Annotated in this window: 11 protein-coding genes; 2 read left to right on the top strand and 9 right to left on the bottom strand. The window is 46.5% G+C overall.

What is annotated here, in order from left to right:
- The 7 genes from BWI93_RS04615 to BWI93_RS04585 all read right to left on the bottom strand — a co-directional run bounded on the left by BWI93_RS04615 (position 1) and on the right by BWI93_RS04585 (position 6,258).
- A complete protein-coding gene (locus BWI93_RS04615; RefSeq protein WP_141217355.1) occupies positions 1-876 on the bottom strand; it encodes a hypothetical protein in 876 nt (291 codons plus the stop codon).
- 277 nt (positions 877-1,153) lie between these two features.
- Positions 1,154-1,747 (bottom strand): Holliday junction branch migration protein RuvA, encoded by a 594-nt coding sequence (gene ruvA, locus BWI93_RS04610; RefSeq protein ID WP_094808977.1) that lies wholly within the window; start codon positions 1,745-1,747, stop codon positions 1,154-1,156.
- Between the two features lie 84 nt (positions 1,748-1,831).
- On the bottom strand, positions 1,832-3,268 hold the full coding sequence (locus BWI93_RS04605; protein WP_094808976.1) for a lytic transglycosylase domain-containing protein: 1,437 nt from the start codon (positions 3,266-3,268) through the stop codon (positions 1,832-1,834).
- A gap of 146 nt (positions 3,269-3,414) precedes the next feature.
- The gene (gene gatA, locus BWI93_RS04600; protein ID WP_094808975.1) at positions 3,415-4,857 is read right to left on the bottom strand and encodes an Asp-tRNA(Asn)/Glu-tRNA(Gln) amidotransferase subunit GatA; all 1,443 of its coding nucleotides are present in this window, start codon (positions 4,855-4,857) and stop codon (positions 3,415-3,417) included.
- A gap of 85 nt (positions 4,858-4,942) precedes the next feature.
- On the bottom strand, positions 4,943-5,143 hold the full coding sequence (locus BWI93_RS04595) for a twin-arginine translocase TatA/TatE family subunit (protein WP_094808974.1): 201 nt from the start codon (positions 5,141-5,143) through the stop codon (positions 4,943-4,945).
- A 99-nt stretch (positions 5,144-5,242) separates the two neighbouring features.
- Positions 5,243-5,671 (bottom strand): YkvA family protein, encoded by a 429-nt coding sequence (locus BWI93_RS04590; RefSeq protein ID WP_094808973.1) that lies wholly within the window; start codon positions 5,669-5,671, stop codon positions 5,243-5,245.
- 167 nt (positions 5,672-5,838) lie between these two features.
- A complete protein-coding gene (locus BWI93_RS04585) occupies positions 5,839-6,258 on the bottom strand; it encodes a MerR family transcriptional regulator (RefSeq protein ID WP_094808972.1) in 420 nt (139 codons plus the stop codon).
- 372 nt (positions 6,259-6,630) lie between these two features.
- On the opposite strand from BWI93_RS04585, the gene alaS reads away from it, so the two are divergent.
- Positions 6,631-9,264 carry an alanine--tRNA ligase gene (alaS, locus tag BWI93_RS04580; RefSeq protein WP_094808971.1) on the top strand — a complete coding sequence of 878 codons (2,634 nt, stop codon included), beginning with the start codon at positions 6,631-6,633 and terminating at the stop codon, positions 9,262-9,264.
- Positions 9,265-9,330: 66 nt separating this feature from the next.
- Here alaS and BWI93_RS04575 read toward each other — a convergent pair whose 3' ends face one another.
- Positions 9,331-9,846, bottom strand: a complete 516-nt coding sequence (locus tag BWI93_RS04575) for a hypothetical protein (protein ID WP_094808970.1) — start codon at positions 9,844-9,846, stop codon at positions 9,331-9,333.
- A gap of 237 nt (positions 9,847-10,083) precedes the next feature.
- Between BWI93_RS04575 and BWI93_RS04570 the strand changes: the two genes are divergently transcribed.
- Positions 10,084-10,929, top strand: a complete 846-nt coding sequence (locus BWI93_RS04570; protein ID WP_094808969.1) for an MBL fold metallo-hydrolase — start codon at positions 10,084-10,086, stop codon at positions 10,927-10,929.
- Between the two features lie 1,385 nt (positions 10,930-12,314).
- Here the strand turns inward: BWI93_RS04570 and BWI93_RS04565 are convergent.
- Positions 12,315-12,593, bottom strand: a complete 279-nt coding sequence (locus tag BWI93_RS04565; RefSeq protein WP_094808968.1) for a hypothetical protein — start codon at positions 12,591-12,593, stop codon at positions 12,315-12,317.
- Positions 12,594-13,246: the final 653 nt, after the last annotated feature.

The raw sequence follows: 13,246 nt of genomic DNA, 5'->3' as shown, positions 1-13,246 counted from the left end.
CTACGTTTGCTCCAAACAGGTTTTCACGCCCGGAATCAGCTGACTGTTGGTACGAAAACTCGTATTTCCGGCTTCCACCCGCTGGATAATGTCTTCCTCCTGATTCCGAAAGCCAAGCTTGAGTTTGTTCTCGAAGTTGAAGGCGGCTTTCGTATCAAAATTGGTATTCAGGTTGAGCTTATCCCCAATTTTCCCGGCGAAATTTACGGCAATCTGTTCGTTGAAAATGAAGTTACCCGTTCGCCGCTGTCGTACCGGAATCGCCGGATTGTCGATATTCTGATGGAGATAACCAAAATCGAGCAGTACCGAACCATTGGGTAAAAAGTCGATGATGTTGGAGCCGAAAATCCGGTCCAGTGAAGGATCAGAAAGTTTGATTTTCGGGAAAAGCCCCCGACCCGTCACTTCACTTTTGCCGTCGCTTCGACCCGCGTATTCACGAATCAAGTCCCGATAGGAAGCGTTGTTCTGAATTCGCAGGTATTCGTCCAGCGAGATGTTTTCGCCGGGCCGGTACGGAATCGTTCGGTCGCCTACTTTAAACGCGTCGTTGATGGTAATTTTCTGATCCAGCGGATTAAACCGGAACTGAGTTTGTAAGTCTTTAGGATCAGGTGGAATTAAAGGGGATTGCGGGAGTCGATAACTAAACCGACTGGCCAAACGATCCGATACTTTTAATAGAGGTCGACGTCCGGTTTTGGTTCTGTACAAGGTGTCTACGCGGGCCGTGTCGGGTTGAATCTGCTGAGCCTGAGCCATCGCAGTACTTGCACCAAACAACAAAAAAGCCTTTACTAATCCTGGTACAGATATCCATCGCCGCCGCCGGGAATAGGTTCCTGACTTTCGAACGGGTTGGAAAATTCGCATTGTTAGGTAAAGTGTCCTTCGCAATATGATCTATTGAAAGAGTAGGCGTGTGCACTTCGGGGGAACGAAGTGTTGGGTTACCGCATCCTTAAACGCCAAAACTAAAAGTAAAATTGCAAAAAAAGTGGGATAGGCTATCGCTTGTATTCGATTAAGAAATGATAAATGGTAGTGAATGGTTGATTCGACTCTGTTTTAAGGGAGTAACGCTTTTTTTTCAAGCAAAAAATCTTTCCGAAAGGTAAGTTTCGGAAAGATTTTCGCGGATCTGTTTTGCCTAACGGAGGGATTGTTTGATCAGATCTTCAACGGAGGCGTTGGGATCTTTCTTCAGCAGGGTATCGACTGATTTTTCAGCAACGGGACGGGGGATACCCATCACAATCAAAGCCGAAATAGCGTCGGTACGGGCTCCGGCGTTGGGACCGAGAAACAGGTTGGTCGTCATACTTCCCGAAGCCAGGTGATCTTTCTTGAGTTTATCCTTGAGTTCAAGAATGACGCGTTGGGCCGTTTTTGCCCCAATGCCCTTGATACCCTGGATCACGCGTAAATCTTCCGTAATGATCGCCTGCCGGATTTCGACTGAAGAAAGGGAAGAAAGCATCACCAGAGCCGTATTGGGGCCAATACCTGATACGCTAACTAAATCCAGGAAGAGCTGTTTTTCGCTCATTTCCTGAAAGGCGAACAGGATGTGGGCATCTTCCCGAATATTTAAATACGTAAACAAACGGCAACGTTCGTTCACCTCCGGTAAAGCCGAATACGTTTGCAGGGAAATACGTACTTCGTATCCAACGCCCTGAACGTCGATAATGGCGTACGCGGGTTCTTTATAGGTGAGCTTGCCTTCTAAATAAGCAATCATTTGCTGGGATGATGAGCAAAACAAGCCACGGGGCGTATCGTCCGGTGGCTTGTTTCAGTAGTAGGGGATGGAATATCGGTCGTGTTAAATCACTAACAGTTTCTGACCGGGATGTACCGCGTTACCTTTGATTCCATTAAGCTTACGTAACTTGTCAATGGAAATACCGCCGTAACGTTGTGAGATTTTCCAGAGTGTATCGCCGGGTTGTACGGTATGGTACTTACGGGCTTTGCTCAGACGTTCGTCACGACTGGTAGCCGCGGCAGATTTGCTTACCGTAGCCACAGCAACCTGGGTTTGAGGTACGTTCACTTGCTGGTAAACGACTAGATGTTGACCCGCCTTGATTTTTGAATGGTGACCCAGCCGGTTCCAGACTTTCAGATCCTGGCTTGCTACGTGGTAGCGGCGGGCAATGGAAGATAGCGTCTCACCACGATGTACTTTGTGCGAAACCCGTTTTGATTTCGTACGTGCAACATCTTCGTTCACAGCCGTACCTGACGTTTCTTCCTCATCCGATGTATGGGAAGCCAGCATTACGCGTGGAGAACCGGGGTAGTTCGTAGCCGAATCCATGATGGTTCGACGGTGAGCATAGAAATACTTCAGCTCTTCCTTCGGCAAACGAACGGGATAACCCTTCGTGCCTTCCGGCAGTACATCCGTCAGAATGTGCGGATTCAGTTGTCTTACCTTATCGTAGGAAAACTGTCCGACCTGAGCTAAGGTCCGCAAATTCATGTACGAATTAACGTGAATCGTATCGAATGCCACCACTGTATGCATCGAGTCGGGTTTGATTCCGTGATCGGCTGCGTAGTGCATCATGTACACGATGGCTGCGTATTGGGGAACGTAACCGCGGGTTTGCTTATGTAAATGCGGATAGACTTCCCAATACGTATGCTTACCCGATTTGCGGACGGCTCGCATTACGTTTCCGGGGCCGGTATTGTACGATGCCAGCATCATTTCCCAGTCGTTATTAAAGATACGACCTAATTGCAGGAAGTACTTACAGGCGGCTTCGGTGGCTTTGTAGGGGTCGAAGCGTTCATCAACGTATTTATCAATCCGTAATTTAAAATCGATACGTCCGGTGCTGGGCATGAATTGCCACAGACCACCTGCTCCAGCGTAGGAAATGATTTTAGGATCGAGACGGGATTCAATGAGGGAAAGATACTTCAACTCATCGGGGAGGCCGTACTGGGCCAGGTACTTTTCGAAAATGGGGAAATACAGGGCTTTTCTTTCCAACATTTCCTTCACAAACGAAGGCTTACGAAAGGTAAAAAACTCGACAAACTGATGGGTTACATCGTTGTGATTCAGAGGGATTTCTTTTTGCAGCTTGGCCATGCGTTCGTGCACCAGTTGGAAATCTACTTGTGGCACGGAATCTTTCACTACGGTAGGCGTACTGTTTTTCGTCGAATCGGTCTGTGCTCCTACGGAACAAATCGAGAATGAGGCAATCGCCGCCGCAATGGTCAGGATTCGAATTGGTCTCATCTAGTAAGGGTTTGTTGTTAGGTTATACAGGAGTTTCTTCGCGAAACTCAGGAAACATACTTCATTCGATTCAGGCAGGCAGAAGGAGTATTCTTAGTGCTCTTCGCTACAAGAGCCCTAAGGAAATGGCTACTAATGAATTGAATTTAAATGCTTACCGCTGCCTGATCCTGGATTTCCAGGGTATTAGCAAAAGCCAGTAATTTTTCTTCTTCGAAGGCTGGGGCCAAAATCTGAATTCCGACGGGCATTCCCTGTGAATCGGTACCCAGGGGTAGCGAAAGGGCGGGTACACCCGTTACGTTAGCCTGCACCGTAAAGATGTCGGCCAGGAACTCTTTCAATGGATCAGAAGATTTTTCACCGAGCGGAAACGCCACCGAAGGGGTAGTGGGGTAGAGCAGAAAATCAACCTGCTCGAAATGTTGCTCGATTTCTTCCTTTATTAAACGTCGAACGCGTTGAGCTTTGGTGTAGTACGCGTCGTAATAATTTGCACTCAGTACAAAAGTGCCCAGCAAAATACGCTTGCGGGCTTCGGCTCCCAGGCCTTCCGTACGACTAAGTCGGTACAGTGAATCCAGATCAACGGCTTGTGGACTACGGTGTCCGTATCGAACGCCATCGTACCGCGAGAGATTAGAACTTACCTCGGCTGTTGTCAGGATGTAATACGTCGGCAGATAGTACTTAGCCAGCGGAAAATCAACGGGTACTACCGTGTGTCCCTCCGCCTCTAAACGATCAATGGTTTGGCGTAAAACGGCTTTAACCGATGCATCAACCCCATCCGACTCTAAACTGTCGCGAAAATAACCGATTTTTTTCAGACCGCCAGCTTCTAATTTTTCGGAGTACGCGGGTACGGGTTGTTGCGATACTGTGCTATCCTGCTCGTCGGCTCCGGCCATAACTTCCAGAATCAGAGCCGCATCTTCCACGCAACGTGTAATAGGTCCAATCGTATCAAACGAAGAGGCATACGCCAGCAAGCCCCAGCGGGATACCCGGCCATACGTAGGTTTCAAGCCAACCAATCCACAAAAAGCCGCCGGTTGTCGAACCGATCCGCCGGTATCCGTACCAATCGAAGCAAAGCATAAATCCGCCTGTACCGCTACGGCTGAGCCACCCGAAGAACCACCGGGTACGCGGCTTTCATCACGGGCATTGAGCACGGGACCATACGCGGAGTTTTCGTTGGAAGAACCCATGCCGAATTCATCGCAGTTCTGCCGACCAATGATGATGGCATCTTCGTCCAGCAAGCGTTGAACGGCCGTGGCAGTAAACTGGGAAACGAAACCATTTAAAATACGACTTCCCCCGTGTACGCCGTGATTGGCATAACACAGTAAATCTTTAATTCCGATCACCATTCCGGCCAGCTTGCCAGCCGTACCTGCGGCCAGTCTGGCATCAATACGGGCAGCTTCCTGGCGAGCCTCTTCGGCATACACGGCCAGAAAAGCGTTCAGATGAACCTGTTGGTCAATACGGTTCAGGTAATAATCAACCAAAGCACGGCACGAAACCGTACCCTGATGTAAGTCCTGCTGAAGCGAACGGAAGGAGGAATAGTACTTCAAAACGAGGGGTAAATCTGGAGATTAGCTAAAAAACAACAAAAGGGCCTAGTCACGTGACTATGCCCTGGAGTGTACACAAAAACGACTATTTATTAGCTTCGTCGCCTGCTTTTTCAATTTCGCTACGAACGTCTTTGCTAGCGTCCTTGAACTCACGAATACCTTTTCCAAGGCCCCGTGCCAGCTCAGGGATTTTCTTCGCTCCAAAGAGGAGAATAAAGGCAAAAATAATCAGGGCGATTTCGGGCCCACCGAGGCTAAACGCCAAAATTGTTGCCATTTCCATGATGAATGTCTTTATTAATGGATGTAAAGTTAAGAATTACCTTTGAAAAATTCTGTAGCAACCCATGGTTTTATTCTCGGTCATGGGTTGAAACGTGGCTTATTGAGGATCCACTGGAATCGCTTGTTCGGCTTCCCAAACCTTAAACGTATCCAGATCATTCGAAATCGTACGAAACAGCCAAACCAGTAAAGCGATATCGTCGGTAAAGCCGATAATGGGCAGCAAATCCGGGATGACATCGATGGGACTGACAAAATAAATCAGTACGGCTACCGTCAGGACCACACTCTTCCAGGGGAGCTGCCGGTACTCACCCTTGGCATAGGCCCGAATCAGACGGGTCAGAAGACCCAGCTTTTCCTGTACATCATGGATGATAGCTCCTTTGTTGGAAGTACGCAGAACTTTGGTAATCAAATCGAGCAAAAAGGCTGGATTACGAGCCGATCGACTGGCTTTCTTTTGTGCTTCGCGAAAAAAGAGCGATTGTAAAATACGTTGAATAAGAGGGGTAGATTCGGCCATTGGAAAATTAAGGACTCAGGTGTAGCAATAAAAACGTTTAAATGCTCCAAAAAGATTTGAATTAAGCACTTATTTTTTCAGGAGATCATTTAAAGTGAACCGTTAGCGAATGGGCACGAAAAAAGCCCGTGGGTGACACGGGCTTTTCAGTACTTGATGCTTTGTATTTATTTGAGCTGGCGAGCCAGTCGGAGAGTTTTTTCGTTAGCGGGTTCTTCGGTTTCGGACTTTTCAAACTTGCGGGGGCGTCCGGCTTTTTCGTCTAGTGCGGCTTTCAGATCAAGCAGGAATTTGCGGAGTTCGAGGAGTGAATCAACGAGTTCAGTATTACCCTCCTGTTTGAACTCTTTATTTTCGAGATACTTGCGGGCTCCTTTGAGCGTATACCCCCGTTCTTCCACAAGCTGATAGATTATTTCCAGCTGTCGAATGTCCTCTTTCGTATACATGCGGTCGCCGCCCCGATTTCGCTTTACTTTATTCTTGAGCGTGGGGAAATTGTCCGTCCAATACCTCACTTTTGAGATATCAAACGAAAACATATCTGCTACTTCTCGTATCGTATAGTACCGCTTCTCGTCCGTCATAACCGCCGCATAGTATAAGTTCCGCTGAAGGTGCTGCTAGCCCAAAAGTCCAAAGCCCTGCCTCAATGCTTTAAACGAAGAAACTCGTTAAATAGCTATTGCTGCAAGGTTAGGGAGTAAAAAAATCCGGCCGGCTGACCGGATTAGACGCTTAAAAATGCCGTATTTTCTTTTAAAATAGGTAGGATATTCCTGATAATTTTTTCTTTTTTTTCTAACCAATTGGTTTTCAAGCGAAAAAAAACTTTGGCTTTCCCCGAGCTTCCCTTTCCTGCTGCTTTCGCCCGACCGGAATTTTAAATTACCTTTGCGGGCTCAATTCCAAGTGGTTTCGTTGCTTATAACGAAGCTTGATGACTGACGAATATCCCCATGACTTCCAGAGAGATACGGCAGGCTTTTCTTGATTTTTTTGTATCAAAAGGCCATTTAATTGTTCCTTCGGCCCCCTTAGTGGCGAAAAATGATCCCACCCTGATGTTTAATAACTCAGGAATGGCTCAGTTTAAAGATTTTTTCCTGGGAAATGCTACGCCACCGTCCAAACGCATCGTAGATACGCAAAAATGTCTTCGCGTTTCGGGCAAGCACAATGACCTGGAAGACGTAGGTTTTGATACCTACCACCATACCATGTTCGAAATGCTGGGTAACTGGTCGTTTGGGGATTACTTCAAAAACGAAGCCTTGCACTGGTCCTGGGAGTTGCTGACAAAGGTGTACAAGCTACCGAAAGAACGACTCTACGTGTCGGTATTTGAAGGTGACGAAAAGGATGGCGTACCCTTTGATCAGGAAGCATTCGATCTCTGGAAAGAAATTCTGGGTGGAGACGAACGGATCATTCTCGGCAATAAGAAAGATAACTTCTGGGAAATGGGCGAAGTAGGGCCCTGTGGCCCCTGTTCCGAAATTCACGTGGATTTACGGGATCAGGCTGAAGTAGATGCTACGCCCGGAAAATCACTGGTGAATGCCGATCACCCGCAAGTGGTGGAAATCTGGAATAACGTATTCATGCAGTTCGAGCGGAAAGCCGATGGCTCGCTCGTTCCGCTACCCGCCCGCCACGTGGATACGGGTATGGGCTTCGAGCGGCTCTGCATGGCGATCCAGAAGAAAAAATCCAACTACGATACCGACGTATTCACGGGTACCATTGATTTTATCGCGAAAGCGGCAGGTAAAACCTACGGTCAGGAAAACTGGGCTGATATTGCGATGCGGGTCATTGCCGACCACATTCGGGCCATTGCCTTCGCCATTGCGGATGGGCAGTTACCTTCGAATGTACGGGCGGGTTACGTAATTCGCCGGATTTTACGCCGTGCCGTGCGATACGGTTATACGTATCTGGGCTTCCGTGAGCCTTTTCTGTATACGCTGATTCCTTTACTGTCCGACCAGTTCGACGGCGTATTCCCGGAATTGATCGCTCAGAAAGACTTTGTAGCGAAAGTAATTCAGGAAGAAGAAGCGGCATTCCTGCGTACGCTGGAAAAAGGACTGACTTTACTGGATAAAATTCTGGCTCAGGAGTCTGAGAGTAAGGTAATTGACGGAGCTACGGTTTTTGAACTCAACGATACCTTCGGTTTTCCGGTTGATTTAACAGCCTTGATTGCTCGTGAAAAAGGATTTTCGATCGATGAAGCGGGTTACCAGAAAGCTTTGGGTGAGCAGAAAAGCCGTTCCCGCAAAGACGCCGCTACTGAGAAATCGGACTGGGTCGAATTGCAGGAAGGCGGTAAGACCGTATTCCTGGGTTACGACCAAACGGAAGCAGACGCTCAGATTATAAAGTATCGGAAAGTCGAAGCCAAGGGAAAGACGCAGTATCACGTCGTCCTGGATCAGACGCCGTTCTACGCCGAGTCTGGTGGACAGGTAGGAGATACCGGCGTACTGGCCTGGCCGAATGCTGAACTACTGGTGGTAGATACGAAGAAAGAAAATGACCTGAGCATTCACGTCATTGAAGATGAAGAATTTGAGGAAAAACTGAACGCACACGGGGCCAGCGTACGGGCGATCGTGGATGCTTCCCGTCGTAAACTCATCGCTTCAAACCATACCGCTACGCACCTGATGCACAGTGCGTTGAAAGAAGTACTCGGTTCGCACGTTGCTCAAAAGGGTTCGTTGGTAAGTCCGGATGTACTGCGGTTCGACTTCTCGCACTTCAGTAAAATGACGGACGAGGAGATCGCTCAGGTGGAACAACGCGTGAATGAAAAAATCCGTGAGAATATTCCGTTGCAGGAAGATCGCAACGTACCCATTGAAGAAGCTCGCCAACGCGGAGCTACGGCCTTATTCGGTGAGAAGTACGGCGATTTTGTACGGGTAATTACGTTCGATCCTCAATACTCCGTTGAACTTTGTGGCGGGACACACATCCCGGCTACGGGTGAGATTGGGCTGTTCAAAATCGTTTCGGAAAGCTCCTCTTCAACGGGTGTCCGCCGGATCGAAGCCATCACTTCGGAAAAAGCATTCCAGTTACTGGAGGAGCAATCGACGCTGCTTAATCACTTACGTGAGCTGCTGAAAACGCAGGATGTACTGAAATCGGTGCAGACCCTGATGGAAGAAAAAGCAGCTTTACAAAAACGGGTGGAGACGCTGGAGATTGAAAAACTAAGTTCCGTACGTGAAGCACTGGTTCAGAAAGTACAGCAGCGGAACGGTATTCATTTCCTGGCCGAACAGGTAGAAGCTCCCAACGCTGACGCCCTGAAACAACTGGCGTATCAGTTGAAAGATAAAGTAGATAACCTGTTTGCTTTACTGGTAGCCGAAGTAGGAGGCAAACCGGCTCTGGCTCTGATGATTTCCGAAAATCTGGTGAAGGAACGCGGCCTGAATGCGGGTCAATTGGTTCGTGAGCTGGCCAAGGAAGTAAAAGGCGGCGGTGGTGGTCAGCCTTTCTTTGCCACCGCAGGGGGTTCGGACGTATCCGGTCTACCCAAAGTGCTTGAGAAGGCAGCCACACTGATTGGTTAATCGTACAAGATCATAAAAAATCCCCGGTCCGATTTGGGCCGGGGATTTTTTTATAGGTACAAAAAACTAGATTTTCAATTTACTGTCTTCGGACAAATACGTTTTGTTACCACTGGAATTGATGTAATACTGTCCACCCTTGGTACCTACGTAAATCGTACGGCCTTTGGCATCTTTGCCAATCGACTTGTCCGCTCCGGCTATTTTCGTACGGGTAGCCAGGCTGGCTTCAGCTTCGTCTTTTTTCGAAAGTTTATCGGCTGCTTTCTTGGTGTCGGATTTTACTTCCTTCGCTTTCTTATCGACATTGTCCTTTGCTTGTTTCGTCTCTTTCTTAACGTCTTCCTTTGCTTCTTTTACCTTTTTGTCGGCTTTGTCCTTAGCGTCCTTCGCCTCTGCTTTTACTTCTTTCGCCTCCTTTTTTACGTCTGCTTTCGCCTCTTTGGCTTCCTTATCGACTTTGTTTTTTGCCTCTTTTGTTTCCTGTTTGGCTTTCTTCAGTTTTTCTTCAGCAGGCGTCTGAGCTTGCGTAGCAAGAACCAGGCTTACAAACACTAATGTAAATGCGAGTAACTTCTTCATGAACGTAGTTGTTAGGATGAAACTTCGAGTAATATTATTCAAAAAATGATAAATGTTATAATATGCTCATTGCCTTCTTACGTTTGTAGCGATGAAAGTTAAATAAACTTCTGATTACTAATAGGTTAATATAAATTAAATCTCGATTAAGTTCAGTTTGGAGGTTGAAGAATCATGCTCTGTCCGTATAACTGACCACTGGGCTTTTGCTACCTTGCCTTCTAAATCGACAAGCCCTTGAAATTACATACAATCGATGCTGGCCATTTTAAGTTAGACGGCGGAGCCATGTTTAGCGTAGTACCGAAAGTATTATGGGAAAGGCTGATTCCCGCCGACTCAAACAATCACATTCCATTAGCCATGCGGTGTCTGCTGATTGAAACTAAAAATCGGCGGATTCTGATTGACTGCGGTATGGGTGATAAGCAGGACGCCCGTTGGCAGGGCTTCTATTACCGTCACGGCGAGGGCGACTTGATTGGTTCGCTGGAAAAAGCCGGGTTCGGAGCAGAAACCATTACCGATGTGATTCCAAGCCATCTGCATTTTGACCATTGTGGCGGTGCTGTTCAGTGGAATCAGCGACGGGATGGGTACGAATTGACTTTTCCTAATGCTACGTACTGGGCTCATCGGGAGCACTGGGAATGGGCGATGCGGCCTAACCCTCGGGAGAAAGCTACTTTTTTAACGGAGAATCTACAGCCGATTCAGCAGTCGGGACACTTGCAGTTTCTGGATGAAAAGAAGCAGACGTTTGGGCCGTTCATTGAGTTTCTGGTCATGGATGGACACACGGAAAAGATGCTCTTGCCGAAAATTCAGCTTGGTCAGCAAACGGTCGTTTTTACAGCTGACCTAATCCCTACAGCGGCTCATGTACCGGTCAACTATCTGATGAGTTACGACGTGCGGCCTTTACAGACGATGCTGGAAAAAGAAGCATTTCTCCGACAGGCGGTTCAGGAAAACTGGATCCTTGTCTCTGATCACGACGCGACGCATGAGGCATTAACCGTGCAGGAAACGGAAAAGGGTTTTCGCGTGAAAGAAAGTGGACGATTAGATGAATTTATCTAAGGATGAAGCAGTCACTGCGTATAATGACTTAATCGGGTTTTGACGAGTGGCTTTTTGGGTTATTGAATGGTTAAAGGGCTAAGAACCAATTAGTTATTTTTGTGCTTTTCCTCATGACTATGAAAATAATCTCTAAAAACGCTCTATTGGTCACGCTTTACGTGTTATGCGTACTGCTATCCTGGGTTGCTTTATTTCTGTACAGTCAGGCTCACTAGGAATAAAGGATCGCAACTCACAAACCTGAGGTGAATGCAACGTTAAGGGCTACTATTCGCGTCAATACAGTCCTTTGAAAAATTATATACCCATTTATGGGTACTATCTAACAAACATTCTTTAAAATATGTAAATTCGAACTATGCCTTCTTACGTTTGGCGGAACGGAAGAAAGGCTGAGTAGCTACTTCTCCCAGTCTTTCCTAGACTGGGAGTTTTTTTATGATCTTACGACTACTAAATGATTTAATGATAAGCCAGGAAACAGGAAAGGCATCAAAAAACTCTTTCATGAAACACGAAAGAGTTTTTGGCTTACAATGCAAATCATATGCTCACTGAGCACCTCAATTTTCAACCTTGAAAATGCGAAATAGGACTTAAAAGCAGCTCTTTTCTCAAGTATTCTACGAGCTGCACCTATGATACGTTAACTGGAGGTTTGTGACGGTTGAGGACTAAAGAAAATCGAAATTTTGTCGATTAATCAATCACCTTCAATTTCTTACCAATGAAGTTCAGTAAGGGCTTGAGCTTTTACGGAATAGGTAGCTTTGCGTTGATCAAACAGTATCCCGGAAGTACTTACTGGTACCGTGTAAAAAGGGTGTTAAACGTGTAGGAAGTAATAAATTCAATGCTTTTTAGCGGCTTTAAGGTTAGTAGAAGCTTGCTATTCTCGTTTCTTTAATGAGCAGAAAACAGCGTAAAATCTACCTTTCATGGTGATGACCAATCCATTAATCGAAAGAGTACAACCTAAGCGGCTTCTTAGAGATAGTTTTGTATCACTGAATCGGTCAGATGAGTGGCGGCTTTGAAGACTGAGGAAGTTAAACATTAAGACCTACTTGTGACGACATATAGGCCTTAGATTAGCCTACTCGCGACGGTGAGTAGGCTTTTTTGTTTTATACCTGCGTTCGTATTCTTTGGTCTGCTAGGTATGAACTATAAAGCTGTTAGCCGTTTCTTATCCCCTTTTATCAGCAGCAACGATTTTCGGTCCTTTAGAGTGAAAGCCAAAATGCCAACCTTAGCCGATAGGGGGGAATAAACAGCCCCAAATGTTCATGAGCAATTTGATGGTAAAAGGACAGGTATTGGCTTGTGTCATAAACCGGGCTCACAAAAACAATAGTTGCATCGGTTAAGACATAGCCCAGTTAACATAGTTGAGGGGGACGGTTGTTAATTTCTTCAAGAACGGCCTGATACTCTTTCTGGGCTTCAATCAAGGCTCTTTGTAACTGCTCATAGTCGTGATTCAAAGAACCCAGAAGTAGAATTGCATTTTCTAAGGTTTCTATTTTGTGCAGGGCGTAATAAGTCCTCTTCGTATCTTCAGACTTGTCTTCCAAAAGTAGTCTGAACGTTAAAAGAGAAGACGATTGAGTGTTAGCCAAAGACACAAGGATGCGTTCTAAAAGTAGTGGTTCAATCATGACGGTGTGGAGTTAGACACCGCAAGTTAAGGACTGGATGGACGTAGCCAAACCATTCATCTAATAGCAGGGCATCACCCAAGAGAAGCTTAGGCTATTCTTGAAGAATACCTTCATCCAGAATGAGAGCTTACGCTTAAAAATGATTTTACCTGACCAACAGACTGATTGGCAAGGGTGTTAAAAACTTTACACCTGCCAGGCCATACCATTGCAGGCCTTCGTTGTCAAACCATCATTGGTAGCTTAGGGCGTCTGACCCACACCCGGGGTATTTTTGTATTAGCTTGGTTTTGTGGGTTCAAATGATCTTCAAACGCTCAAGGATCGTATTCCACAGTAGAGTTATATAGCTAGGTGACCATCTGTTTCGCTCATTGGTAGTGGACTCGTTAGAAGGAGTCGACCTTCGCTTTTTGGAAAAGGTAATCCTGATTAACTCAATGGTATAGGTCTTCGCGTTAGAAAGTCCAATTCTGGACTGTCCATCAGTTTTAGCTTACGAGAACGCAATTTCGCATCATTTGATGGCTCAGCGTCCAGACCAGTGGCATCAGTCGCTTCCCCGGGATAGGGAGTAAGGTTTTAGATACTCGTTAAAGCGATTCAGGATTAATTGGGAGGTCAACTCAAAACTGAGTCGGCTAAATACC

This window comes from Siphonobacter sp. BAB-5385, assembly GCF_002261125.1.
In the GTDB taxonomy this organism is placed as follows: domain Bacteria; phylum Bacteroidota; class Bacteroidia; order Cytophagales; family Spirosomataceae; genus Siphonobacter.
This window is presented reverse-complemented; position numbering and strand designations above follow the sequence as displayed.

What these genes read in the sequence shown, in the direction of transcription:
- BWI93_RS04615 (WP_141217355.1), bottom strand. Translation starts at nt 876, where the DNA reads ATGCGAATTTTCCAACCCGTTCGAAAGTCAGGAACCTATTCCCGGCGG.
- BWI93_RS04605 (WP_094808976.1), bottom strand. Translation starts at nt 3,268, where the DNA reads ATGAGACCAATTCGAATCCTGACCATTGCGGCGGCGATTGCCTCATTC.
- BWI93_RS04595 (WP_094808974.1), bottom strand. Translation starts at nt 5,143, where the DNA reads ATGGAAATGGCAACAATTTTGGCGTTTAGCCTCGGTGGGCCCGAAATC.
- BWI93_RS04585 (WP_094808972.1), bottom strand. Translation starts at nt 6,258, where the DNA reads ATGACGGACGAGAAGCGGTACTATACGATACGAGAAGTAGCAGATATG.
- alaS (WP_094808971.1), top strand. Translation starts at nt 6,631, where the DNA reads ATGACTTCCAGAGAGATACGGCAGGCTTTTCTTGATTTTTTTGTATCA.
- BWI93_RS04590 (WP_094808973.1), bottom strand. Translation starts at nt 5,671, where the DNA reads ATGGCCGAATCTACCCCTCTTATTCAACGTATTTTACAATCGCTCTTT.
- BWI93_RS04575 (WP_094808970.1), bottom strand. Translation starts at nt 9,846, where the DNA reads ATGAAGAAGTTACTCGCATTTACATTAGTGTTTGTAAGCCTGGTTCTT.
- ruvA (WP_094808977.1), bottom strand. Translation starts at nt 1,747, where the DNA reads ATGATTGCTTATTTAGAAGGCAAGCTCACCTATAAAGAACCCGCGTAC.
- BWI93_RS04565 (WP_094808968.1), bottom strand. Translation starts at nt 12,593, where the DNA reads ATGATTGAACCACTACTTTTAGAACGCATCCTTGTGTCTTTGGCTAAC.